The organism is Paraperibacillus esterisolvens, assembly GCF_046237625.1.
Classification (GTDB): Bacteria; Bacillota; Bacilli; order Bacillales; family DSM-1321; genus Paraperibacillus; species Paraperibacillus esterisolvens.
The window spans coordinates 1,848,915-1,875,199 of sequence record NZ_CP143545.1 but is presented as its reverse complement, the minus strand read 5'-3'; the positions used below and the strand labels follow the sequence as shown (position 1 = coordinate 1,875,199).

24 protein-coding genes are annotated in these 26,285 nt (G+C 42.0%); 4 read left to right on the top strand and 20 right to left on the bottom strand.

All coding sequences use genetic code 11. The features are described 5' to 3' along the window. Positions 1–38 precede the first annotated feature (38 nt). The 15 genes from V1501_RS09405 to V1501_RS09335 form a co-directional block, all read right to left on the bottom strand. Complete coding sequence (locus V1501_RS09405) at positions 39–1,217, bottom strand: acyl-CoA dehydrogenase family protein (RefSeq protein WP_409292820.1); 1,179 nt, start codon at positions 1,215–1,217, stop codon at positions 39–41. 476 nt (positions 1,218–1,693) lie between these two features. Further along, positions 1,694–2,908, bottom strand: coding sequence for an acyl-CoA dehydrogenase family protein (locus V1501_RS09400; RefSeq protein WP_409293307.1), 1,215 nt, complete (start codon positions 2,906–2,908; stop codon positions 1,694–1,696). A 98-nt stretch (positions 2,909–3,006) separates the two neighbouring features. Continuing rightward, entirely contained in the window at positions 3,007–4,221 is a 1,215-nt protein-coding gene (locus V1501_RS09395; protein WP_409292819.1) for an iron-containing alcohol dehydrogenase, read from the bottom strand. Positions 4,222–4,245: 24 nt separating this feature from the next. Beyond that, complete coding sequence (locus tag V1501_RS09390; protein WP_409292818.1) at positions 4,246–5,775, bottom strand: aldehyde dehydrogenase family protein; 1,530 nt, start codon at positions 5,773–5,775, stop codon at positions 4,246–4,248. A gap of 24 nt (positions 5,776–5,799) precedes the next feature. Then, the gene (locus V1501_RS09385) at positions 5,800–6,693 is read right to left on the bottom strand and encodes a R2-like ligand-binding oxidase (RefSeq protein WP_409292817.1); all 894 of its coding nucleotides are present in this window, start codon (positions 6,691–6,693) and stop codon (positions 5,800–5,802) included. 15 nt (positions 6,694–6,708) lie between these two features. Beyond that, entirely contained in the window at positions 6,709–8,232 is a 1,524-nt protein-coding gene (locus tag V1501_RS09380; protein ID WP_409292815.1) for a class I adenylate-forming enzyme family protein, read from the bottom strand. Positions 8,233–8,271: 39 nt separating this feature from the next. Continuing rightward, a complete protein-coding gene (locus V1501_RS09375; protein ID WP_409292814.1) occupies positions 8,272–9,192 on the bottom strand; it encodes an MBL fold metallo-hydrolase in 921 nt (306 codons plus the stop codon). A 133-nt stretch (positions 9,193–9,325) separates the two neighbouring features. Further along, positions 9,326–10,321, bottom strand: a complete 996-nt coding sequence (locus V1501_RS09370) for a phosphotriesterase (RefSeq protein ID WP_409292812.1) — start codon at positions 10,319–10,321, stop codon at positions 9,326–9,328. 315 nt (positions 10,322–10,636) lie between these two features. Continuing rightward, positions 10,637–11,611 (bottom strand): zinc-binding alcohol dehydrogenase family protein, encoded by a 975-nt coding sequence (locus V1501_RS09365; protein WP_409292810.1) that lies wholly within the window; start codon positions 11,609–11,611, stop codon positions 10,637–10,639. A gap of 11 nt (positions 11,612–11,622) precedes the next feature. Continuing rightward, entirely contained in the window at positions 11,623–12,402 is a 780-nt protein-coding gene (locus V1501_RS09360; RefSeq protein ID WP_409292808.1) for an enoyl-CoA hydratase/isomerase family protein, read from the bottom strand. 21 nt (positions 12,403–12,423) lie between these two features. Beyond that, positions 12,424–13,203, bottom strand: a complete 780-nt coding sequence (locus V1501_RS09355) for an SDR family NAD(P)-dependent oxidoreductase (protein WP_409292806.1) — start codon at positions 13,201–13,203, stop codon at positions 12,424–12,426. Positions 13,204–13,424: 221 nt separating this feature from the next. Further along, positions 13,425–13,826 carry an acyl-CoA thioesterase gene (locus V1501_RS09350; RefSeq protein ID WP_409292805.1) on the bottom strand — a complete coding sequence of 134 codons (402 nt, stop codon included), beginning with the start codon at positions 13,824–13,826 and terminating at the stop codon, positions 13,425–13,427. A 394-nt stretch (positions 13,827–14,220) separates the two neighbouring features. Further along, positions 14,221–14,784: a TetR/AcrR family transcriptional regulator gene (locus V1501_RS09345; RefSeq protein WP_409292803.1), complete on the bottom strand. Its 564-nt coding sequence runs from the start codon at positions 14,782–14,784 to the stop codon at positions 14,221–14,223. Positions 14,785–14,864: 80 nt separating this feature from the next. Next, positions 14,865–16,478, bottom strand: a complete 1,614-nt coding sequence (locus V1501_RS09340; RefSeq protein ID WP_409292801.1) for a long-chain-fatty-acid--CoA ligase — start codon at positions 16,476–16,478, stop codon at positions 14,865–14,867. Between the two features lie 22 nt (positions 16,479–16,500). After that, positions 16,501–17,253 carry an SDR family NAD(P)-dependent oxidoreductase gene (locus V1501_RS09335; protein ID WP_409292800.1) on the bottom strand — a complete coding sequence of 251 codons (753 nt, stop codon included), beginning with the start codon at positions 17,251–17,253 and terminating at the stop codon, positions 16,501–16,503. Between the two features lie 984 nt (positions 17,254–18,237). Between V1501_RS09335 and V1501_RS09330 the strand changes: the two genes are divergently transcribed. Further along, entirely contained in the window at positions 18,238–18,759 is a 522-nt protein-coding gene (locus tag V1501_RS09330; protein WP_409292798.1) for a DinB family protein, read from the top strand. 1,118 nt (positions 18,760–19,877) lie between these two features. Here V1501_RS09330 and V1501_RS09325 read toward each other — a convergent pair. Next, positions 19,878–20,180, bottom strand: coding sequence for a hypothetical protein (locus tag V1501_RS09325; RefSeq protein WP_409292796.1), 303 nt, complete (start codon positions 20,178–20,180; stop codon positions 19,878–19,880). 506 nt (positions 20,181–20,686) lie between these two features. Between V1501_RS09325 and V1501_RS09320 the strand changes: the two genes are divergently transcribed. Next, positions 20,687–22,081, top strand: coding sequence for an LVIVD repeat-containing protein (locus tag V1501_RS09320; protein ID WP_409293306.1), 1,395 nt, complete (start codon positions 20,687–20,689; stop codon positions 22,079–22,081). Positions 22,082–22,538: 457 nt separating this feature from the next. Here the strand turns inward: V1501_RS09320 and V1501_RS09315 are convergent, their stop codons facing one another. Then, positions 22,539–22,919, bottom strand: a complete 381-nt coding sequence (locus tag V1501_RS09315; protein ID WP_409292794.1) for a hypothetical protein — start codon at positions 22,917–22,919, stop codon at positions 22,539–22,541. Between the two features lie 231 nt (positions 22,920–23,150). On the opposite strand from V1501_RS09315, the gene V1501_RS09310 reads away from it, so the two are divergent. Next, positions 23,151–23,327, top strand: a complete 177-nt coding sequence (locus V1501_RS09310; RefSeq protein ID WP_409292792.1) for a hypothetical protein — start codon at positions 23,151–23,153, stop codon at positions 23,325–23,327. 214 nt (positions 23,328–23,541) lie between these two features. On the opposite strand, the gene V1501_RS09305 is transcribed toward V1501_RS09310, so the two are convergent. Both V1501_RS09305 and V1501_RS09300 read right to left on the bottom strand, forming a co-directional pair. Beyond that, positions 23,542–24,027 (bottom strand): hypothetical protein, encoded by a 486-nt coding sequence (locus V1501_RS09305; RefSeq protein WP_409292791.1) that lies wholly within the window; start codon positions 24,025–24,027, stop codon positions 23,542–23,544. A gap of 116 nt (positions 24,028–24,143) precedes the next feature. Then, complete coding sequence (locus V1501_RS09300) at positions 24,144–24,680, bottom strand: GNAT family N-acetyltransferase (protein WP_409292789.1); 537 nt, start codon at positions 24,678–24,680, stop codon at positions 24,144–24,146. 145 nt (positions 24,681–24,825) lie between these two features. Between V1501_RS09300 and V1501_RS09295 the strand changes: the two genes are divergently transcribed. Then, positions 24,826–25,254, top strand: coding sequence for a DUF4279 domain-containing protein (locus V1501_RS09295; RefSeq protein ID WP_409292788.1), 429 nt, complete (start codon positions 24,826–24,828; stop codon positions 25,252–25,254). Positions 25,255–25,298: 44 nt separating this feature from the next. Here V1501_RS09295 and V1501_RS09290 read toward each other — a convergent pair whose 3' ends face one another. After that, on the bottom strand, positions 25,299–26,285 hold the full coding sequence (locus V1501_RS09290) for a Gfo/Idh/MocA family protein (RefSeq protein ID WP_409292787.1): 987 nt from the start codon (positions 26,283–26,285) through the stop codon (positions 25,299–25,301).

Below are 26,285 nucleotides of genomic sequence, written 5' to 3'. Positions count from 1 at the left end.
TGATTACCTCCCTGAAAATCATGTTAACGCTTACATTTTCAAATATATTGGCCTACTTTAACATGGCCTTTAATAAGGTTTCTTGCAATTATCATTCGCTGGATTTCATCAGTTCCATCGTAAATTCTCCATAGTCTGGCTTCACGGTACCATCTTTCAATCGGCAATTCTCTTGTATAGCCCATGCCGCCATGGATTTGCAATACGCGGTCTACTACACGGTTGCCCATATTAGAGCCATATAATTTTGCCATTGAAGCAAGATGGCGGTTATCTTCACCAGCATCAAGAGTGAACGCAGCATTTAAAACGAGCCATCTGGCAGCTTCGATTTCAACAGCGGAGTCTGCAATTTGCCATTGAATAGCCTGGCGTTCAGCAATTGGTTTTCCGAAAGTAACACGTTCTCTAGAATAATCAATAGCCATTTGCAATAGACGCTCAGCAGACCCTACTGCTCTTGCTCCAACGATCCATCGGGCGAATCCAATCCATTCTAGGCCTAAATTATAGCCTTTGTGCAATTCACCAAGAATGTTCTCCTCAGGTACCCGCACATTATCAAATACAAGACCGGCAGGGCCCCATTCTCCCATCGTATGTATATACTCTGATTTCCAGCCCATGTCCCTGTCTGCGATAAAGCAGGTTACACCTTCACGGCCTCTTGTAGCCTGATGTCTTTCTTTGTCTGTTATCGCAATAACCATGACGAAGTCTGCTTCATTACCGCCAGTAATAAATGTTTTCTCGCCATTTAAAACCCATTCATTGCCGTCTTTCACTGCTGTCATTTTGATGTTTTGTGTATCAGATCCCGCACCAGGCTCTGTCATAGCAAAACAGGATTTCTTCTCGCCGTAAATGGTTGGGATTAAATACTTATCTTTTTGTTCTTCATTCGCGTAGTAAAGGATATTATCTGCTGAACCCCCAAAGTGGAATGGAACAAATGTCTTTGAAACTTCCATTAAAACAATCGCCATCATCATTTGGCCCAGTTCTGCACCGCCGTATTTTTCAGGTGTATTAATGCCCCAGAATCCTGCTTCCTTCGCTTTTAGCTGAAGTTCTTTTAATTTTCCTGGAGGAAGGCTGGGTCTTCCTTCCCTTTCATTTCTTAGAACTTCGTTTTCAAGAGGGATAAGTTCTTTTTCTACAAATCTGCGAATTGTTTTTTGTACCATTTTTTGCTCATCAGTCAGCCTTAAATCCATACCTTTCACTCCATCCTTAGTCTGGTAATCTAGTTTTTACTATAAAAAATATATTAAATAAATGTTTGGTACATACCTACCGGTTGGTATGTTAGATATATTTTATTCTGAAGTTTCAGAAAATACAAGTTTTTTGATTTACTTTTTAAAAATTAATAGGATAGTCCTCCCCCCATTTTGAGGAGGACTATTTTGGTTTCAAGACAAGCGCTTTCCGCGTGCGGTTCGGGAGCTTGTCCCAACTCAGCGCCTAGCCCCATGAGGTCGTTTCCATCCTGACTTTGAAGTAAAAAACGACTTAACCGTCAGGTCCTCCAGCGCTTGTCGGGGCTAAACTATGCGCTTCCATTCTTCGTTCTCCCCGTCGCTTCGCTCCTGCGGGGTCTCCCTTCAAGCCGCTTCTCCCGCTGGAGTCTCGCATCCTTTAACTGCAATCACCATTTATAAAACCAACAATGTTCTTCAACATAGCCTTTTTATTTTAGCGATTCCTCGATTGCAGGCTCAAAGGGCCATGCTGGCAAGGTTTTTGATAATGGTTTATCTGTTCGATATCCTAAAGAATACTCACCCTGCATTACTGTATGAATCTCACGAGTGCCTTCATAAATTACTGGAGCCTTCGCATTTCTTAAATATCTTTCAACTGGGTATTCATTTGAAAATCCATAGGCGCCATGTATTTGAACAGCATCATTTGCTGCTTCATAGGCATAATCACAGGATTGCCATTTTGCCAGTGAGGTTTCCCGGGTGCAGCGCTTGCCTTCATTTTTCAGCCATCCTGCACGATACACAAGGAGGCGCGACACCTGAAGCCCCGCTTCCATTTTTGCTATCATCTGCTGAACGAGCTGGTGACGGCCGATTTCCTTGCCAAATGTGCTTCTTTCATGGCAATATTTAATGCTGGCTTCCAGACTTGCCATGATCGTTCCGCAAGCACCTGCTGCAACAGTGAATCTTCCGTTATCCAATGCTGACATTGCAATTTTAAATCCTTCGCCTTCCTGTCCAAGGAGATTCTCCTTCGGTACTCTAACATTATCAAAAAAGAGTTCTCCTGTATTTCCTGCGCGAATTCCTAATTTTCCTTTAATCGCTTTAGAGGAAAATCCTTCCCATGTTCTCTCTACAATAAAGGCGGATATTCCGTGATGCTTTTTACTTTTATCTGTATAGGCAAAAACAAGGAAATGGTCTGCAGCATCACAGAGAGAAATCCAGGTCTTCGAGCCATTTAATAAATAATGGTCACCCTTGTCCACAGCTGTTGTCTGCATCGCAGCCACATCTGAGCCTGCATTTGGTTCAGTTAATCCGTAGGCTGCGACCTTCTCACCCTTTGCCTGCGGAATAAGGTACTTTCTTTTTTGCTCCTCCGTTCCCCACTGCAGGAGAGTCATACTGTTGAGACCTGTATGTACCGACACAGCTGTCCTGAAGGCAGTATCCCCTCTTTCAAGCTCTTCACAAACGATAGCAAGGGAATTATAGTCCATACCGCTGCCGCCATACTGCTCGGGAATACACACACCCATTAGTCCCAGCTCGGAAAGCCTTTTTAAAATATGAGGCTCAAAATGATGATTCTCATCCCATTCTTTGATATATGGCATAATCTCCTTATCTACAAAACTTCTAACTGTTTTTCTTAAAAGCTCCTGTTCTTCTGTAAAAGCAAAATTCATCATTGTCCTTCGTCTCCTTGTTGACATAATATTTTTATGTTATTTCTTAAAAGGCAAACGGACTCAAAAAGCTTATATTGAGTCCGCTCTATTTACATTTATTTTACAGATATAGGCACTACCTTTTGTCCAACCGCCTGGATAAGTTCTTTAGGCATTGGGAATGAAACCGATGCAGGATCCTTTGCAACAGCAGCTGCTGCCCTTTCAAGGTCTTCTTCAGAAAGATTGTACTGTGCAAAGTCATCAGGAAGACCTGTTTTGTGCTGAAGAAGACGCAGCTTTTCAACTACCTTAGCTAAAACAGTACGCGGTTCGTCAGCTGTATCAGTTTCTACATGAAGTGCTTCGGCTAGTTCATTAATTTTTGGCAGGTAAAGATCAGGTACATATTCCATGACAACTGGCAGGAAGACTGCGTTTGCCAATCCATGCGGAATACGGAACAAAGCTCCATATGCATGGGCAAAATTATGGACAGGTATTGCATTTAAGGCAAAGCTGAAGGCTGTAATTCCCATTAAACTTGCCTGGAGCATTTCCATTCGGGCATTTACATTTGAACCATCCTCCACAGCAAGTGGAAGATTTTTTTCAATCAGGCGAATGGCATGGAGGGCATGTGCATCTGTTAAAGCCGTTGCACTTGGGGATGCCAAAGCTTCAATAGCATGTGTTAACGCATCAAAACCGGTAAATGCCGTGATTGCCGGCGGAAGGCCAATCGTAAGGTCCGGATCTAAAACAGCAATATCAGCACTGATGAATGGATTGATAATATTGCCTTTCATTTGGATATCTTCATTAAAAATAACAGCAATTGGCGAAACCTCTGAGCCTGTACCAGCAGTAGTAGGTACTGCGATATGAGGAATTGCCATAAACTGAGCCTTAGGGAACTGTTCAAAACGGAAGCCGCCAGGAATTGCGTCCTTTATATCGGAAAGGCCATTATAAAGGGCATATTTCACTCCTTTTACAGTATCAAGAACGCTTCCCCCGCCGACAGCTAAAAGTCCATCTGCTCCAACTTCTCTTGCATAACGAACGGCATCGTTTACACATCGGCTTTCCGCGTCCTGTGAAATGTCCAAAAAAACACCGGCAAGCTCAGGACCAGATCCATGTGAAGTTAATTCGAAAATCTTAGCTACTTTTTCTACTACTCCTGCATTCTCAAGTCCTCGGTCACTGAATAGTACAACTCTTTTTGCCCCAAGCCCTTTAAACAAATCTGGTACGAGTGCCCTTGAATTCGATCCGCTGTAGATAGCAGAACGAAGCATAAATTGTGATAAAGTTGTCGTTTGCATCCTCTTCACCTCAATATAATTTTTTTATTCATTTGTATTAGAAAACAATAGGCCGTACCAGTTGCGTTTATGGAGCTCAGGCACCATTGAAGTATGGACATGCTTAACCTGTGTATAAGCATCAAGAGAATGCTTGCCCATTTCACGGCCAATACCGCTTTGCTTGTAGCCGCCAAACGGTGCATCATTACGGAGCATATGCCAGTCGTTAATCCAGACAACACCTGCCTGCAGCTTGCGGGCTAAGTCGTATGCCTTGTTAACGTCCCGGGTCCATACACCCGCTGCCAAGCCGTAAATGGTGTCATTTGCAAGGCGGATTGCCTCATCAACTTCCTTATAGCGGATAACTGATAATACAGGTCCAAAAATTTCTTCACGGGCAATGGTCATATCATTGGTTACATTTGTAAAAATAGTAGGCTCAACGAAATGCCCATTTTCACAGCCTGCCACAACTGCTTCCTTCCCGCCGCAGACTAGGGTTGCACCTTCTGCCTTACCCGCTTCGATATAAGACAGGATGGTTTCCTTTTGTTTTTTCGAAATAACAGGACCAACATCTGTTGCTGGGTCAAGTGGATTTCCAAGCTTGATCTTTCCTGCCAGCTTAACCAGCTGCTCTACAACTGCGTCATGCAGATGATCTGGAACGAATAGTCTGGTACCGGATTCACAAAGCTGTCCGGAATGCAGAAATACCCCAAACAGACTGCCCGGAAGAGCAATGCTTAAATCTGCATCCTCAAGAATGATGTTTGGAGACTTTCCGCCAAGTTCCAAAGTAGTATTTTTAATAGTTTCAGCAGCAAGCTGCATGACACGGCGACCTACTTCAGTTGAACCAGTGAAGGCAACCTTATCTACCTTCGGATGTTTTACTAGAGTTTCACCTACTTCGCCACCTGGCCCTGTCACCACATTAATGACTCCAGGAGGAACAACCTGCGAAATGATTTCAGCAAGTTTTAAAGTGGATAATGGAGTATAGCTCGCAGGCTTAACCACAACTGTGTTACCCATAGCAAGTGCCGGAGCTATTTTCCACGCTGCAATGACCATCGGAAGGTTCCATGGTGTTATTGCCGCACAAACTCCAATTGGCTCTCTCCAAATAAAGTTATGGGCAGGTCCAGGGAATGGAGGACTTGGAAGCGTTTCCGAAAATGGATACTCTTCGACAAACTTCGCAAGAGTCTGGAATAAATCAACCATTTGCAAGATATCATTTCCGCCAAGTCTCCGTACTGTTCCGCCGGAGCTGATAGCTTCCAGATAAGCAAGCTCTTCTGAGTGTGCAGCAATTAGGTGGGAAATGGCATAAAGAACCTTTGATCTGTCCTTTGGCTTCATGTTCTTCCAATCGGTGTTGTCAAAAGCATTTCTTGCAGCTTCAACTGCTTTATTGACATCCTCTGCTGTTCCCTTAGCCACTCTTGCGACACGTGCGCCTGTAGCAGGATTAAATACATCAAACGTTTCACCGTTTGATGCCGGCTCCCACGTTCCGTTTATAAAAAATGGAAATGTTCTTACATCAACTTGAACGGTCATTTTAATTCCTCCTCTTAAAAATTTTTAAAGAACACCAAGCTCGCTTTCTGTAAATCTGTAAATCTCTTCTATCTTTTTGCCTCTCGCCCGTGAAAGAATATCCATACGGACAGAAAGCTGGCGAAGTGTAAAATTCATGGTATCCTCTAGTAAATGTCCAAATTCACTGACTTCTTTGCCGGCAAAACCTTCCTGATTAAGCCGGATTGCCAGCGGAGTCAGTTCCTGCATTTTAGCTTCGACAAAATCAAATAAATGTGGATGCTCACATATCAGGCGCTGGAGCAGGAATGTACCGTACCCGATATGTCTTGATTCATCCTTTTTAAGATAACCAATTCCCTGCAGCAGGCCAGGCATGATGCCGTCTGCTTCGAGAGATTTATAGAATGAATAATAGCCGGTTTCCGCCAAAACGCCTTCCACAAACATGTTGTAAACAACGGAGGCTTCAGCAATTGCTTCAGGGGATTGATCCGTCACCAGGCGCTCCATAGCAGCTGGCAAAATTTCATAAAAAATCGTTTTATAAGCACCCGTGTGGAAATGGGAGAGGTCCCCCCGTTCACCTATAGCATTTAGAACGAGCCTGAAGAATTCGGTGTGCTTTGCTTCCTCGAATAAAAAGGTAGTAAGGAACATTTCTTCTTCAAGCCTGCCTTCTTTGGCAATTGTCATGATTAACGGAAGCAAATCAAGCGTTACTGCTTCTTCACCGGCCTGGAACTGGGAAATAAGACGCAGAATATCATGCCTTTGCTCACCAGTTAATTTTTCCCAGTCCTTTTGATCCTGTGAAAAATCAATATCAGAAGGATTCCAAATACCAAATTTCTTTGCTTTTTGATACAAGCGAAATGGGAATGAATCTTCCAGAAGCCCCCTTTTGCTTGTCGTTAAAATGGTTCTTTGCTCCATTTTCCACTTCCTCCTTCAATTTATTTGGCTAACTATATCGGCAGCGGTTTGCCTTAGATGGGTTTTTAATATTTTTCCAACTCCGTTGCGGGGAAGGGATTCCATAAAAACTACGCTTCTAGGAGTTTTATTTTTGGCAAGGTGTTCCTGGCAAATACGGATCAGTTCTTCCTCCGTTACTTCTGCTCCCGGCTTCTTTACGATGCAGGCGACCATTTCCTCGCCCATTCTTTCATCCGGAACGCCTACAACGGCTGCCTCTAAAACTTTTTCGTGGCCGTTAAGAAGCTCCTCAATATCCCGAGGGTAAACATTTAAACCGCCTCTGATAATCAGGTCCTTTTTACGGTCTACAATATACAGGTATCCTTCATTATCGACCCTCGCCATGTCCCCTGTATGTAACCAGCCATTTTGTAAAACCTTTTTGGATTCTTCTTCATTTTGGTAATAACCTGGAGTGACATTGTCTCCGCGGACAATAAGCTCCCCAACATCCCCAACAGGAACCTCTTCATTAAAATCATCCACAATTTTAATCTCGACTCCCGGTATGGGAATACCAACAGAGCCAGGCTTGATTTCAATATATTTATTATGGGCTGTTACTACCGGGGCTGCTTCTGAAAGACCATAGCCCTCCAGTACAACAGCACCAAATTTGTTCTTAAATTCATTCAGCAGTGCTGCAGGCAAAGGAGCAGAACCGGAACCGACCGATTCAAGCGACGAAGTGTCATAATCGTCCGCCTTTGGATATGAAACCATGGCATGAATCATGGCTGGTACAGCTGAGAAAGACTTTATTTTGTATTTTTCAATTGCTAGAAATATCTCTTTGGGGTTAAATTTTGAAAAGATCACAACGGAACTTCCAGTTAAAAAACAGGCGTTCGATATTGTAAGTCCATATACATGAGCAAGCGGCAGGGCTCCAATGGTAATCCCGCTTTCTGCTCTGCTATGTTCTGAGGAGTTCACAGCGTTAGAGTAGAGGTTTTTATGTGTTAAAAGCACACCTTTAGGGTTTCCGGTTGTACCGGATGTATAAAGAATAACAGCAGTGTCTTCGTCATTTTCCTCCGCTTCCTTTAAAGTATTGTCTGTCATTAAATCATAAAGACTTAAGACTCCTTCACTGGAAGGAAGGTCGGCAGCAATGATTGCGGGAGGATTTTCAAGGCCTTCAAGGGACTTTTTCACCTGCTCAGCAGTGTAGGCGGAACAAATCACCGCCTTTGCTTCACAATTTTTGATAATGTAATGAATTTCCCTTGGATGCAGGGTGAACATAACCGGCACATTTACCGCTCCGCTTCTGGTAATTCCCTGATAGGAAAAAATAACCTCAGGGCAGTTCTCCATGCATACAACTACCCGGTCTCCTTTGGTAATTCCAAGCCTGCTTTGCAGACCGCTTGCTAATTGGTCAGCATACTTTTTTGTTTCCAAATTTGTATATTGCTTTTCGCGGTAATATAAAAATGGATACTCACCAAATTTGTCAATATTGACCTCCAGCAATTCCTTTAGTGTCATTTCATCCTCTCCTTCTTCATGGGTCAAGAGGGAACACAATTAAACCAATTTATAAATTATGGCACTCTTAATCTCTTCTTTTTTCACCTCCCCACGCACTTCCATTAAGTCAAGATGCCCCTGGATTTGTGACAGTCCAAGAAACATTGTTTTGTCCCTTAATTGTGGATACATGACAAGACAAATCTCGTAAATGTTTTTACTGCCCCATGAAAGAATTTCGTGGATTTGCCTGCACCGTTTTTCATGCTCTGTAAGCCTCTTGTCTATTAATTCACCATGCTGATCAAACGGCTTTCCATGCCCTGAAAAACAGGTTTTAAGAGGGAGACTCTTCACTTTGTTAAGAGACTCCCTATACTGGAGCAGCGTTTTAGGACGGTCCATCTGCCAGGGTGGAGGCGGTTCAATGAAAGCGTTTACAGATAATTCCGGAATAATATGATCTCCAACCAACGCTATACCTTCTTCTGAATTCCAAAACAGAAGATCGGTCTGACTATGCCCAGGTACATAGGTAACTTCATAAGAAGTTCCTCCAATATGGACGTTATCTCCGTCCTTTAAATAGTGGACATTCTTCCATATTTCATCCTTATATCTTCTTTTATGCTGATGTTCTGAAGGATTGGCACCGCATTGCTCAAGGAAATTTTTAAAAAAGTCATTTATTCTGTTAAACTCATTTACCCCGCCTGTAACCACTGGCTCGGCCAGTTCATGAACATAAACAGGTAAATCAGCTTCCTCCTGTATATACATAACCCCGCCAGAATGATCTGTATGCATATGGGTTAAAACAATGCTGTCGAAGTCTTTAAAGGTAAGTCCATGTTCCTTTAACTGGGAGTTCAGCTGATTGAATGATCTCCTGCCGGGATTGCCAGTGTCTACCAAAGTTGCCGTTTCTCCCAATACGGCAAAGGCATTTACAAATCCTTCTGAAAAAGGTGTATCCATTGTAAGTGTTATTATCTTTTGAATAAGACCTCACCCCTTTTTTGAAGTAAAAACACAGGGTTTTAGGCCATCTATCTTTTTTATAGCAGGGCCAAGATTTGTCTGCCCTTGACTAAAATGGTCTAAATTCCTATCAAACCACCTTTGCTGATGCTCCGCTGAAAAGTGCTTTTGCGTTTTCACCTATCATCTTATCAATTTGCTTTTCTGTAACACCTTTTTCCCTAAGCTGAGGAAGGATATTAGAGAAAATATGGCCTGGATGCCAATTTTCCATTATTTTGGTTAATTGTTCGTTCATTACAGGAGGACGGCCGAGCCATATGTTTACTGTATCATGGGCCAGCATAATTTGATCCTCATAGCCTTCTTTTAACAGTGCTAGAAGTACCTGAACCCTTTCCTGATCAAACGGCGCGCCTACCATTCCCTGAATGCCAAAACGGTCAAAGCCAATTCTTACTCCCTGATCCATTGTTTCCTTGTGGTATTGTGGATTTATATTGCCGCACATATGGCCTATAATTATTTTTGAAGGATCCGCTCCATTTTCAATCAGGAACCTGGCTTGGTCCGGACCCATTGTTCCTTCCTGGGTATGTGTCAGGATCACAACTCCTGTTTCCTTTTGAGCTCTTGCGCCTGCGCGGAAGAACATTTGTTCATATGGTGTAATTTTATTTTTACTGGACGCCAGCTTAATGACTCCCGGCTTAATGCCCGTACCTGCAATTCCTTCATTAATTTCCTTAATAAACATTTCATAGATTTCTTCCTCAGCTGTACCCAGCGCCTGGCGAAATTTGAAATAAGGAGTAGCTCCTTCACCTTCATAATAGTAGCCAGTAGCACAAATAATCTGAAGTCCAGTTTCTTCACTGATTTTCTTTAAAAACTCAGGGTTTCTGCCGCATTCATTTGGTGTTGGATCAACGACTGTCTGCACTCCGAAGCTTTGGATCTGCCTGGCAATTTTGACTGCTTCTGCTAATGCTTCTTCTTCCTGAAACCCGCCAAGAGTGACATCCCCCTGGAAACCTGGGTAGCCAAAAATAAAGTGTTCGTGAATCAAAGTTTTTCCCAAACGCTCTACTGAAATAGGCCCTGTTACAGTATTGATTATTGTCATGAATAAGCACCACCCTGATAATTTTTATTGGAAAGCCAGACTTACAGATTGCTGCAAGTTTGGCGGCTTTCTTTGAGTTTGGCTGCCTAAGGTTCAAAATTTGAGAGGCAAACTGTCTTTTTTTAAAAAAACCCAGTCTCCTCAGCAGCGCCGCAAGGGGCCCTGAGAGTCTGTCTCGAGGATATAACTCAAGGATTTCAACCGAGTTTTGTCCCTGTAAGCCAGTCTCTGGGGCATAACTTCATCAATTTATTCAAGATTTGTACTTGATTGGAGTCCAGCTCTCTCAAGATCCGCTTCTGTATTCATGATAATTTATGGTTTCAATATAAGTTTTCCTTTTGTTTGCCGGGATTGCAGCAGTCTGTGAACCTCAGCTGCCTGATCAAGCGGGTAGACTCCTCCAATTGTCAGCTTGAGTTTTCCTTGTTCAAGATAAGTAAGCATTTCCTTCATACTTGATTGAATTAGTTCAGGTGTTCTCATTATCTGTGGAAGGAAGAATCCGATTACTGACTGGTTCCTGGCCATCAGTAAGGAGGGATAAAAGTTTGCCTGTTCTCCGCTTGCTACACCATAAATAACGAGCCTTCCAAATGTGGCAAGGCATTTCAAAGTTTTTTGAAAAACGTCTCCTCCTGCCATCTCCAGCGCAACATCTACTCCTTTTCCACCTGTAGCTTCGAGAACTTGTTTCTCCCAGCCCTCTTCGGTGTAATTAACGAGTATATCCGCACCCATTTCACAGGCAAGCTCTAGTTTTTCAGATGAGCTGGCTGCAGCGATTACTTTTCCTGCTCCCATTAACTTGGCAAGCTGGACTGCAAGCGTTCCGACTCCTCCAGCAGCAGCGTGTACCAGTACGGATTCGCCCTCCTCCAGCCGGCCCATTGTTTTTAAAATATGATAGGCACTCAATCCCTGAAGAGGAAGAGCAGCTGCCTTTTCAAAATCCATTTCATCTGGCATTGGAATTAGTCCTCTGCTGTCGGCTAACGTGTATTCAGCATATCCGCCAGACTCAATTAGCGTTACCACCCTCGTTCCAGGTTTTACAGCTGTTACGTTTTGCCCTACCTCTTTTACTACACCAGCAACTTCTGCACCGGGTATAAAAGGAAGTGGCGTTTTAACGACATACTGGCCTTCCCTTCTGGCAGTATCAGCGTAATTGACACCAATTGCTTTTATTTCAATTAATACCTCGAAGCCTTTTGGTATGGGCATATCTTTTTCAATAAGCTGTAAAACCTCTGGCCCTCCGTGTTTCTTAAGCTCCACGACCTTCATCTTTCATCTCCTTATCTGCCTGTAAAGTTAGGCTTTCTTTTTTCCTTAAATGCAGTAATACCCTCTTTATGGTCTTCTGTCGTTACCATCATGGTTTGGGTAATTCGTTCCTGTTCAAGTATCTCTTCTAACGTAGAATTCAAGGAGTGATCTACTAGTTTTTTAATCATTCCATAAGCTCTGCTAGGACCGGCCGCAAATTTTTCAGCAATTTTCCTGGTTTCCTCCTGAAGCTTTTCAAGCGGGACTAAATAGTTAATGACACCCAGATTATACAGCCTTTCAGCAGGAATAGGCTCAGCGCTGAAAAAGAATTGCTTGGCAAGATGCGGTCCGACAAGGCGAGGAACAAAATAAGATCCACCACCATCCGAAATCAGGCCGACCTGGGAAAAGCTAAGTGCAAACTGGCTGTTATCTGCCGCGATAATCAAGTCACAGGCTAAGGCCAGATTAAATCCGGCACCCGCTGCAAAACCATGAACAGCGGCAAGAATGGGTTTCTCTGTTTCCTTCATGGTAAGGATACACTCGTTAAGCCGTCCGATATGTTCATAAACACCCACGGCATTTGCCTGGCCCATTGATTTCACGTCTCCGCCGGCACTGAAGGAACGCCCGGAACCAGAAAGGACAATGACCCTGATTTCCGGGTTTTGCTGAGCCTCTTTAATGGCCTTTTTTAGTCCAAGAATCATATCAGGGCTAAAAGCATTTAAGCTTTCAGGCCTGTTTAAAGTTAGGGACAAAACCGCCCCATTCTGATTTACAAGCAAGTGTTGTTCTGACATTGTAATTCCCCTCTCTCTTTTTTACATAATAAGCCAGCCGCCATCGACCAGAATATCTGAACCGGTCATATAGGAGGCTTCATTTGATGCGGCAAACGCAATAACATTCGCCACTTCCTCCGGCCTGCCAACACGGCGAAGGGCTGTATTTCTTTTTATGGCTTTAACAAATTGTTCGTTCTGCAGTCCCTGTTCAGTTAAGGGGGTTTCCACGAAACCTGGAGAAACAGAGTTGGCTCTAATTCCGTATGGTGAGAATTCCAGGGCAAGTGCTCTGGTAAAATTGATAACTCCTGCTTTGGCCGAGCTATAGTGTGGAATATGCGCCCCAGCCTGATGACCTGAAAGGGAGGCAACATTCACAATTGCCCGGGGACGCGGAAGACCTTCTTCTTTCTGGGCTGCATCCGCCATAAGACCGCCGAGTAACTTTGATACAAGAAAAACGCTTTTTAAATTCGTCTGCTGCACATAGTCCCAATCCTCAGCGGAAGTATCCATAATTTTGGAATGAACTGAACCTCCTGCATTATTGATCAATACATGTAAATCACCATATTTCTGCTGAACATATTCCTTAAGTTCCTGCACATCATCTTCATCTTTTACGTCTGCGGGAAAAATTTCAGCAGCAGGGATTTTCTTAGCCGCATTAATATCTTGTGCCACCACTTCAAGCTTAGACCGTGTTCTGCCAACCAGGATAACCTTGGCACCTTCATTCGCAAGCCGGATGGCCGTTGCCTTTCCTATTCCGCTGCCTGCACCTGTAACCAATGCGATTGTATCTGAAAATCTCATTCTTTCTCCTCCTTTCGTTTTCTAATATGTGAACCTGCCGATCAGCCAAATTAAATCTCCTTTCAGCCAACTCTGTAAATTCATCTAAAATTTATATTTCTTTTCCTTTGACACAATGAATTTATCCGCTATTCAAGCACTTTTTTCAACCGATTTTCCAATTCATCTGAGGAAATTTATGCTTTAGTATACCATTTTCTGATTTCCAAATATTCAGTAATTTAATAATGCACCTGGTAGCTCTTTAGTTCTTCCTTCAGTAATTCCGGCAATGGCTCGCTTTGCTGTTTTTTAAAATCAAAGTAAACAATGACAACATTGCCTCTGGCAATCAGCTCCCCAGTTTGTGCACACAAAATATCATGCTCAATCTGGAAGCTCTTTGTCCCTATACGGGAAACATAGGTTTTGATTGTCAAAGTCTGATTGAAATAACCCTGGCTGATGAAATCACATTTGGTTGAGGCCATAATAAACTTCCAGCCATCAATTCCCATACTGAATCCTAAAGCCTCGAAAAAACGGATCCTCGCTTCTTCCAGATAAATAAAATAACTGGTATTATTGACATGCCCTAGTGCATCTGTTTCGCCAAATCTGACGGTGATTTGAATTTCGTGCATTTTGTTATCCCTCATTCCTATTGCTTCACCGGCTCTGTTTTATATTCAACGACCGCTTCGATTATAAAGTCGGCACTTCCAGCAGCATCTTCCAGGCTTTTTGTAAAATAAAGACGTTCAAACGCTGCCAGCTTCTAGTCTTCGGAAATTTTCCCTTTAGATACCCACTTCCCCATATTGAATGTAGAGTGGCCTTAGCTTTTTTTAAGCTTCCACCTGCAGATCCTCAATCGTTGTGTTAAATCCGCCAAGGGCGCATAACATAGCAATTTGGCGTCCCATTTGCCCAGCTCAGGTAACCTCTATCTTTTTAAAATCTGCCATCGTACTATCTAAAATACTAACCAGTTGGTATGTCAGGCTGGAAAAAAGGCTTGAAATGAGCCTTTTTTCCCTATTTTTCAATTCCCCGTAAAACCATTTCTACTAAGATTTCAGCCACTTCTCTGTCCGTAGAAGCCCCATTGGGATTGAACCATTGGTAGCTCCAATTAGCTGCACCGAGTATACCGAATGTAACAATGGCTGCATTTAAATCCGGACGAAATTCCCCAGTGTCGATCCCGTTCCTGACGACACGCTCAACATTTAACCGGAATCGGTCGCGTTTATCAACAATTTGGGCAAGCCGATCCTCGCTTAAATGGCGCATCTCCCTGAAAAAGATCTTTGCGCTCGTACCCTTGCTTTTGATACTTCCAATTAACAAATGTACAATCTCAAATAGCTTTTCTTTATTATTCACTGTTGAATCCCGCAGAATTTCATCCTGTCGGTCAAGCAGCCCGTCAATATAGCCCAGGTGGATATTCATAAGCAATTCTTCTTTGCTTGAAAAATAATAATAAAACGTTCCTTTCGTTACTCCAAGTGAATCAACAATATCCTGTATGGAAGTATCACTGAACCCTCTGCTTTCAAATAATTCGATGCTGTGTTCGGTTATTTTCCCCTTCATGTTAAGTCCTCACAATCCCACTAATATCACAAGAATTATATCATAATTTACCCCCTGTCTTTGTTTGGGCAAGTCATTTTCTATATTTTTAACGCTTCATCCCTTAATGCTCTTCTTAAAATCTTTCCTACAGCCGTCTTAGGCAGCTGATCACGGAATTCTACGATATTGGGAACCTTGTAAGCTGCGAGATTTTGGCGGCAATAAGCTTTTATTTCATCCTCTGTGGCCTCTTTGCCAGATTTCAGAACGAGTATGGCTTTTACACCTTCACCCCGATACTTATCCGGGATCCCAATTACTACAGCTTCCTGTACGGAAGGATACTCATATAGAACCTCTTCAATGTCCCTAGGATAAATATTATAACCGCTGGCAATAATCATATCTTTCTTTCTGTCGACAATGTAAAGGTATCCGTCTTCATCTACTCTCCCGATGTCCCCGGTGTATAGCCAGCCGTCCCGGAGAGTATTCGCAGTTTCCTCAGGCATGTTCCAATAACCCTTCATGATCTGCGGACCTTTAATGATCACCTCTCCCAGTTCGCCTGCTGGGATTTCCTCCGTTCCTTCTCCTAAATCTACAATTTTGTATTCGGTAGAAGGCAGCCCGATTCCGACACTGCCCGGTTTCCTCTCCGCAAAGGTCGGATTGCAGTGAGTTGTCGGAGAAGCTTCAGATAGTCCATAGCCCTCCAGGATTTTAGAGCCAGTTTTACTCTCGAACTCTCTTAAAAGCTCAACTGGCATTGGTGCGCTTCCGCTGTTGCAAACTTCTATGCTATTAATCCCGTATTCTTCCGCTTTTGGGTGATTTGTGATTGCAACATACATCGTTGGCACGCCTGGAAAAACCGTGGGCTGTTCATTTTTAATTGTGTTAAGAACCTCCTCCAGGTCAAAACGGGGAAGCAAGATCAATTCTGATCCTGTGTAAATCGAAAGGTTCATACAGGATGTCATTCCAAAAACATGAAATAATGGGATAACTGTTAAATAGCGTTCCTGCCCTTTATCAATATCAAATTTAAAAAATTCATAGGATTGAATGACATTTGACAGGATATTACGGTGCGTCAGCATGGCGCCCTTCGATCTTCCCGTTGTTCCCCCTGTATATTGGAGAACGGCGACGTCGTTTTTCGTATCAATTGGTACAGGCCTTGCTCCGCCAGTGCTTTCAGCAAAAAAAGCATCGAAGGCTATGTCTGGCTCAACGCTTTGAACGGTTGACAGTAAGCTGACGACAATAATGTTTTTCAAAGAGGTGGATGGCTGGATATGCTTGACGACGGGATAAAGCGCTTCCAAAACAATAATTGTTTCAGCACCGGAATCTTTTAATATATATTCCAGCTCACGTTCCACAGACATTGGATTTACCTGTGTTACAATAGCTCCCGCGGTCAGTACTCCGTAGTAGGAAATGACATATTGAGGACAATTGGGAAGCATGATAGCAACACGGTCCCCTTTTTGGACTCCTCGTGACTGCAGGGCTGAGGCAAAGTTACTTACTAAATGGGATAATTGTTTGTAGGTTGTTTTCTTTCCATAAAAAGAAAGAGCATTATGTTGTGGATATGTTTCAGTTGTCTCTAATAAAATCTGTGGTAATGATTTATCTGGAATGGTAATGGTGGATGAAATGGAGTCAGGAAAATGGGACAGCCAGTTTTTTTTCTCACTCATAGAAATTCCTCCAGCTTATTTATTAAAAGGTAAGTCCGCCTCCATCGACAGAAAGAGTTGCACCGGTTATAAAGGACGCTTCATCTGAGGCCAGAAACAATACAGCATTTGCTACTTCCTCAGGAGTTCCAATTCTTGCAAGCGCGTTAGCACGTGAAATGATGGGCCATTTACGATCATCGTTTTTCCAGCCCTCGATAATTCTTGTATCAATTACTCCCGGAGCAATGGCATTTACGCGGATATTATGCTTTCCGTATTCAACAGCTGAGTTTTTGGTTAAAAGAATAACTCCTGCCTTTGAGGCATTGTACGCTGCAAGATACTTTTGCCCTTTTATCCCCAGTAAACTCGATGTATTGATGATGGCTCCGCCGCCTGTTTTAACCATTTCCGGCACAGCATATTTGATTCCAAGATAAACACTTTTTAAATTAATATTTATAACACGGTCCCAGTCCCCTTCTTCAAGTTCTGTGCTTCTGACGGAGGGATGCCCGATTCCTGCATTATTAAAAAGGATATTAAGTTCCCCAAAATTATAAACTGCCGTTTCAATCATCTGTTGGATCTCAGAGGAATTGGACACGTCGGTTTTCACAAATAATGCTGTGCCACCGTTTTGGTTTATCAGCTTTACTGTTTCTTCACCGCCCTCTTGATCAACATCTGCCACCACAACATTGGCTCCTTCACTGGCAAATTTTAAGGCTGATGCGCGGCCAATGCCGCTTGATCCTCCAGTAACAATAGCGTTTTTTTCTGAAAGTCTCATCCTTCCCCTCCTCATTGCGGAATGTCTACTAACCGGTTGGTATGTATTTAATTTCAATTATACAATCTTTAAAACATATTTCAACTTTTATTCAAAATACTCTAAATATATCTTTGAATTCAGCTCCCATCTGTAAAAGCAAGTGATTCCTATTGGACAGCATTTAAAACTTGTCTTCTTACAGAATGAGGTGAACAAAAAAAAGAGTGTCATTCGACACCCATTATAAAAGCTTATATAAATAGTACTCGTTAGCTGGTTCTCTATTAATCATTAAGGAATTCACTTTTTCGCCTTCTATACAAAGCCCATTTTACTATATGAATTAACCGTTTTGAAATTATGTATTCGAGGCTGGAGATATCCGCTTCCACAGCCCATTTAAATAACTCTTTAAATAGCTAGGTGACAGTCCCTTTGCCTCGGTATTCTTCCTCAACACCCAGAGCGAAATGGGCTGTATGCCTATCCGAAAGATTACTGCCTCTTTATAATGGTCGGATATAGCCAATTCTCTTCGTTACATTAAACCACGGAGGTGATTTACATCATGGCAAACAACTTCGGACAAACTCAAGCTGGCACTAACGCTCAACAAGCTAGACAACAAAACCGGCTTACATTGAGGCCCTTCTCGTTGGAGTAAAAAAAGAACAGCTGGAGCACCCAGAATTAGGATTAATCTCCCTGAGTGCTATCCATTAGGGTGCGACAGTCGGTGGTACACCATGGCCGCCCGCGTAAGACTAACGGATAGGCTCTAAGGCACTATAGTTCAAAGACCTTCTACTCCAGCATTAAAATAGACTGCCACTTCAATTTTCTTTCTCTATGGTGCAGTTCTGCTGCATGGATGGCTAACAGGCGCTTATGTTCAATAACGGGGTGGCTGCGGCGATCCCTTTTTTCAAAAATTAATGCAGGAAATATAGTGTTTAAAACAGTAATATGAAAAAGAAAATAGATTGGAAAGAGCACACCCAAATGAATAATGAAATATCGATAAAGAAATTAAAAAAGGAGAGCGAGAAGATGGATTTATTCGTTAGCCAGTATGAGTGGATACGACGCACTAGGGAATTATTATTTCGTTATTGCGAAACTATGTCTCCATCAGCTTATGTTGAAGAACTTGATGCCTTTGGCGGAGATTCTATTCGTTCCTTGCATGCCCATGTTGCGGATTGTTATCGGGTATGGTTGGGGCGTCGAGCTCTTGATAAATCACTTCCCGAAATTACACCTGATTCCATTAACAGCGTACATGAGATGCGGGAAGTTTTTAGGAAAACCGATGACCTTGTTCATGATTTTTTGAATGAATTTCAAGGTAAATGGGATAACACTGTTCAAGTATCCTTTGAGGAGGGTGGAAGTGCGAAAATATCTTCATTATGGCTTTATACGCATACCATCACACACGAATTTCACCATAAAGGACAAATTGTAAAATTGGGCAGACAACTTGGGTATATCCCCCCAGATACGGATCTTATCGGGTCTTAAAGTATTCACTTGAAATACGAATAATGCTGCCATTTTGGCAGCATTTTTAACAGAGTTAGAATGAAAAAGGAGTATATATGTGACTCCTTTTCTTGCCTTGAAAATAATAACTGAAAAAGGGCATACAAAAAAGACCCCGAAAAACCAGTTTTTTAAAAAGCTGAGCTATTAGATTGGTCGGTTTTTCGAAAGTATAAATACTTCTAAGAAATATAATCCAAAGTGAAGCTAGCGCAACAATTAGAAAAAGGACTAATCTCCCATGAGTGCTAAGGCAGTCGGTGGTACACCGTGAACGTTGGAGTAAGACTAACGGATGGGCTCATTGGCACCAAAGTGTATCGACCTTCCTCTCCAGCCATAGAAACAGTATCGACGGCTTAAGAGCATTTTCGTTCTCTGTGGTGAATCTCTGATATTGCGATTCATGAGTGGCTAACGGGTGTGTTATTTTAATTGCTTCGGCAGCCTTATTTTTGTTGTTCCGCTAATGGCAGTTTAGTTTAGAATATCCGAAGGAAAAAGCACCCTTTTTTAACAAAGGGTGCGTGTACAGGTTCTCTTGTTAACGAACAAATATGATTTTGATTCAGTTTTCTTTTATTTCTTTTACAGTTTGGCTGCTTCCCTCTGCAAAAACAAAAGGCTGCCACAGCAGCCCTCCGTTTTGAAATAACGCACTCGTTTTCTTCCTAATTTTCAGAGATATTATCTTGAATCTTTTGATAAAGGGCATTGACTTCATCCGTACTATTTGGAATGTTGAAGGAACGTTCCATTTCACGTAAGAGTCCCCGTAACCTAACCGGTTCTTCTTCAATAAACATTGGTGTGAATAAGCTCCCACCTCCCTCGTAATCGGCACATATTCTTTATCCCTCGGCTGCATGCCACTACGATTAATGCACTAGAGCCAGGTCTACCCAACTGAAATGTAATCCCATAAACCGGTATCATGGATGCAGCGTCATTGAATAAGAAGCAGAAATTAGATAGAAATAAAAGAAAGCAGCTCAATCCTGCCGGAATCATCCAGAAAAATTATTTACCTGCATTCCTCTGTCCCTGTCAAAAAGTATGAAAGAATAACCTGCTAACATCGGCGAAATTTAATACGATTAACTGTTTACTTGTTCTAATCGGTTTAGTAAGATTTCGCTATTTGCAGGTAGTAAGCAAGTGTCCTTTAAAAAATATAAATAAATTACTTCGAAGGCAAATGGTATCCATTCCTCATCTAAATGATGTACGATACTACCCAGGTCAAAAGGATGTTCCTCAGGGTTTTCAAAAAACATGGCTAACTGTAGGAAGACAGCTTCTGTCTTACCTAGACCTACAGCCCCCCATTGGTTAAGCTCTACACCGTGATCAGATAATACAGGGAAAGTTTCAATGACCTTTGCCGTAGCTTCCTTCACTATTATTTCCTCCTTGATCGTTAGACAAGATATCTTTATCCTCCGAAAGAAGTGACAACAATGTGCGGCGTCTCCTGTTGAACCAGTTTTATGTTACTGCCTTCCGTCGCTTATTAAGCTTTCTTTACCCAGCGTACCAATTTTAAATCTTCTTTGTTGTCTGGATCGGTTTTATAAGACCTCTTTTATTTTCGCTCGCCCCACTGATTAGAAGTAACACTAATCCATATTCCTTTTAATGAAATGCTCTTTTCGTAAAGATGGTTGTTTTTGAAAATGACAATAAACATTTACTTTTATTGTCATTTCTAGTCAGAGGTTTATTCAGTTTAAGAGCAGATTACTTAATAAGGAAACTGCAAGGATGATTTATTATAAGGTTAGTTTTCATGTCATTTTCTGTCATACTTTATCATTAATAATATATTGAAAATTTCGACTATTTTGCTATATACTTATTAACAATGATGAAAATGATAGAAGGCGAGGGGTTTTTATTGAAAAATATTAAAAGAAATATGGTTTTAAGCATAGCACTTGCAAGTACTTTATCTCTTTCTGCAGTTCCTTTTAACGTATTGGCTCATGACGAACTAGGAGACGTAAACATTGAAAAGGGAGAGAGAACCAATTATGACAATGTCGCGGCTCCAGTATTAGAGGGAAGTAAGAATCTGAAGTTTTTAAACGAGGCTGCAGCCCCAGAGATGAAAGTGGTAAGGCCAGACGGGAAGCAAAACAGCTTTGGGGATGTCTATAGTTATAAAGGATATGCATATGTCGGGACACATACGAAGAATGGCGGAAATGGCGGGGTGAGGGTATTCGATTTGAAAGATCCATCCAACCCTGAAGAAGTTGCCGTCTTTGCCAACAATGATATTCCGGGGACATGGCAAGAAAAAGTCATCGTTCAGTCGGTCAACACACCAAATTTTAAAGGTGATTTGGCTGTAGTTAGTGTTCAGCAGTTAAACAGAAATAACCCCGCTTCAAAAGGCGGCTTCCTATTATATGATGTGACAAATCCAAATCAACCGAAAAAATTAGGGTTCTGGGAAGTAACCAAAAAAACAAATGGGACACATGAATTATATCTAACGGTTCAAGGAAATAAAGCTATTGTTCTTGCGGCAAACCCATATGCTGATTACTATAGCCATGGAGAAGAGAAAGATTTTCAAATTGTTGATGTGAGTAATCCGGCTGCCCCGAAAACACTCTGGCAGTTTGACCCGAGAAGCTTGCCTGAAATTCCAGAGGACTTCAACGGATATCATTGGCATACTCCAGATGGAAAGATTAGACCAGTATTCAATCATAGCACGATGGTGGATGGTAAGTATGCATATGTCTCAATGTGGGATTTAGGAACAGCCATCTTTGATATTAGCAATCCAGAAAAACCTGTATACCTGGGCAGAACTGATTTTGCCTCCAATCAGCAAGGATCAGCCCACTCTTCGGCTGTCGCTAAGGGAGGCACAATATTAATAGAAACGAGAGAGGTTTATTCTCCTATTAAAGCTGGTTATGAAGCTGCGTATGGATATACACGAATCTTTGATATTAAGGATAAAACAAATCCTAAGTTATTAAGTGAGTTTAAGACAGATTTAACAGAGGCTGAGGCTGGAGCACCTGCTACATTTGCAAGAACTGTTCATGATCCAAAAGTGCAGGGCAACACTCTCTATTTATCTCATTACGCTGGTGGAGTTCGTGCTGTAGATATCACCAATCCATCAAATCCAGTACAAATTGGCAGCTATGTTCCTAAAAATTCGGACATTTGGGGTGTGTTTGTCGACAGAAATTACATCTTAGCTTCCGATATCGGCAGCGGATTGAAAGTATTATTAAAAAATAATGGTAACGAAAGTCCAGACCAACAAAACTAGTTATTACTAAATATGAAAAAGAACAGGAGTCGTTTGTATATCGGCTTCTGTTTCATTATGGTTTCAAGAATCTTGGGAAATGGTTTAGTATAATTCATTATGCTAGGAATGGTCATATACATACCAGCAGTTAAGATTGTTTGCCCTGGCAATACCCTATTGCATTATCGTCTGTTCTTCGTATAAGGGTCATTCGATTTTCCGCGTCTCCTTCAGACAACTTCTAACGATATTTAGGCCCTTCAGGCAAGGTCAGTCTCCCTTTTCGTTTCTATAAGACATTTTAGCAGCAACTCCATCAACTTTGTACGCTCAAATTATACAAAACTTCCATGGTATAAGGCTTCTCCTTTTACAGATACAAGGATATTCCAGCTGCTGTTAACACTAATTACAAAGGCATCCTTAAATGGTAACCAGCCACAAGCCAACAACTTTTTAAATATAGTTACATCTATTATTTTTCAATCGCCATACGCAAGTTAGAAATGACTCCAATAAGCAAAACAAATGAACAAACCATTTTTTCAAAAGGTGTTCCAAACAATTGCTGTATAAATCCAAAAGACCAAAGTACAACAAAAAACCAACAGATAACGGTTATTCCTCTTTTGTATTTATATAGTTTAATTCTACTGCCAACAATCAAAGTAAAAACTACTCCAATAATAGAAATAACGGTACTTATAACAGATATCGAAAGCTGTTCAGCGAATGATTCAGACCTTCCACCATTAACCCATGTGTATGGAATATTTTTGCTTATAATAAGAAACTGGATGAAGATAGACAAGGAGTAAAAAATAACTCCCATACATACAGCAGTTTTTATTTTCATTTTCCTGAGTCTATCTAAAATAAAATCACCTCATTTTTCTTCCTGTATCCATTTTATTAATCCAGTAATATACTATTCGTATATCTCTTACCATATGACAGGTAACTGAAAGTAAGATTTCATGTTACACTCACCTGTATAAAGATAGTGTTCGTACAAAACTTGGAGGTTCATGGTATAGCGATCCTCGCGCCATTCCAGTTCCTACTCTAATAAAGAAGGAGTAATTTTATGACGTTAAAAAGCGTCTTTTTTCAAAAGATTAATTCTTTGTATATCTTAGCTATAGTATTAGCATATTTATTGTTACCAGCCGAAACAGCATTATATGCTATGGTGGTTATCCCGTTAGTATTTGCAGTTATTGAAGGATATCTTTTGTATAAACGCCGAAAGCAAAAGAGATAATTTCAGAACTCCCCTTGTCATTGTGACAGGGGAGTTTTTTTAATACTTTTAATGAATGCGTCAATATGACATTCCGGCTGTCCTCTGTGAATTTTCAACTACATTCTCCTCTTCCGGTAATACTTTTAAAGCTTTTTTTCTACTGGTATATGAAGTATGGTCATTCGTTTTATATCAAGGTCAGCAATTGCAGCCTTCCACCCCGAGAATTATTTTACAACCACCCCACAGTTATCACACCATCATGAAAAAATTCAATCACATATTTGGATAAAGGGCAGTAAATGTACTGATCTGGCCCCATACACATAATTTCATCAATATTATCCAGGATTGCAGATAATGAAGTCTTAGCCACAGGGTAGCCGAATAATCCGACTATTAGATAAACTGGTAAGGTATTTTTTAACCCCTGCTGTGAAAGGATATTCGGTATTAACTGTATCTCCTCATCAGGGATAACGATTTTATTATTTAACTGACCCCAATCTATTCTTCCATACCAAGCAATCGGAAAAATGTCTGTCATTTCAGTTTCAATCTTATTACTTTCTTTTTCATCCAATATTTCCACTTGATCATGATCCGAGAACAAATCTAATATCTCCGCAATTTGCCGTTCGCTTTCTATTTTCTCTTCCTTCTTTTTTCTGTCCCTCAGCAGTTCTTCTAAACGTCTTTTTCGTTCTTCTCTTTCCATTGCTGAATCTCCTATATAAAATCGTTTTTCTTCAAAACTTTTTATTATTAATGTTCGGTCTTTGACAGATACCTACTTTCATAAGCATCATTCATTGCAAATACATATGTAAGTTCCTAAAGAACGCAATGCTCCATCAGCCAGCAGTCCCTTAGCTCTCCTTCATGCAGCTCCTGCTTTGGCAGGAGCTTAACCTTCTGGAATCCACACTTCTCGTAGCACCGGATAGCTCGGAGGTTTTCAGTACGCGGATCCATGACGATGGATTTAGCCCCCTCTTTCTCCCGGAGGTATGAAACCATGGATGCAATAAGTTCTGTCCCGATTCCCCTGCCCCAGTAGGAAGGTTCGCCGATGAACTGGTCCATGCCATAGATATTCTCCCCTGACAAGCCATACAACTTTTTTGTTTCCTCATCCAACTCATAATACTGGAGGTAACCGATGGCAGCTCCGTCCTCCTCCACTATACACCTCTCCTGCTGCGCTTTGTTTTCAAAAAAGACGGAGCACACTTTTTCCAGATCGAAGGCATTATCTCTTCCCTCATAAAATTCGAGGACAGCCGGATCTGAGAGCCATTTTGCCAATAATTCGCTGTCCTTTCTTTCTAAGCGGCGTAAAGTTACATTTCCATTCCGCAATATAATCATACTCGTTATAACCTTCCTTGTTGGAAATTTTTGATAATACCAGTGTAGCACAGCGAACTGGATCCAGAGTGATACTTTGGGAATTCTAGACTATGATAAAATAAGGCTGTAAAAATAGCAGAGTTAGATAAGGGGAGCTTTCATAGTGGAAAAAACGCAGGTTTCAGCTGCCTTCATCTTGATTGGCGAAGATTTTCCGATAGATGATGTAACGGAGAGATTGGGGTTAAAACCTTCAGTCAGTTACAGGAGGGGCGATCGTATTCCGAATCGCTCTTCTGTAAGATTCAGAAAAGAGACTTGCTGGGCATTAGAAACAGGATATGAAGCATCTCTTGATGTGAATATCCAGCTTCACACCATTATAAATCAGATACAAGGCAAGGCTGATCTGATAAAGGCTATCAAAGCCGAATACTCGTTAGATTGCAAGTTCGAGATCGTTATAATTATAGAAGATGGAGATACACCTGCTTTCTACCTGGATAAAGAAATCCTTGCATTTGCAGCCGGCATTGGAACTGAATTGGATGTGGATTTATACGCCAATCCTTATCGGGCAGACTTGGAATAACTAATAAACACCCCGCTTTATGCGGGGTGCCCATTAACGTCTCATCACTGGCCAGTCAGCATGAATTCCTGGAGCCGCTGCACGTCCCCCCATTTTGCTGATCGGTTCGCAGCGAGGGTTACAGCGAGTGTCCGGACTCCCTCACTATATGGCGAGAGGATGAGACTGCGGTCGTTTGTGCGGATGGCTTCAATAAAGGCGTCATCCTGCTCCTGGTAGAAGTCCATGTCACTTTCATAGGATTCTGTTCCGTTTTCGTCGTGGATGTGCAGGGCATTTCCGTTGATCACCACTCTGAATCCGCGCCCAAACAGCTCGACTCCGGAGCTGTGGTCAGTCTGGGTAAAGGTGCAGTCCATGCTCCCGACAGCCCCTGATTCAAGTTTGAAACTGAGGGACGTGGAATCAGGAATATCAAGTCCCGGGATATCCCCCATCACAGTGAGGGACTGGTTTGCAAATACCGTGAGAATCTCACCGGCCAGATAACGGATCAGATCGACCGTATGGGTGGCCTGCTCGACCAACTGACCGCCTGACTGGGCCATTTTTCTGTACCACGGTGTTTCAACGAACTTCGTTATATAATGGGCCCGGATCATGGCAATTTGTTTTCCCGCAAGATATGATCTCGCCTTCCTGACGGTATCCAGGTAACGGAGACAATACCCTGAGGCGCAGATGATGCCCGAGTTTTTTATCACTTGTTCCCTGGCCACCGCTTCCATCAGGTCGAGGCCGACAGGCTTTTCAACCAAAAGATGGATCCCACGTGCAGCTGCTTTTTCCTCTATATTTGTATGGGCAAAAGGCGGAACACAGAGAAAAAGCGCCTGCAGATCCTCGGACTCAAGCATGTCATCGCTGTCTGTATAAAATGGCACTCTGTACTTCCGGGCAGCTTCATGGGCCCGTTCTGGGGAAAGATCACATACCGCGGCAATTTCGGCAAATTCGTTTCGGAATATATTGGACAGATGGGCCTGTGCGATCCCGCCTGCCCCTATAAAGCCAACTCTGATTTTAGTCAA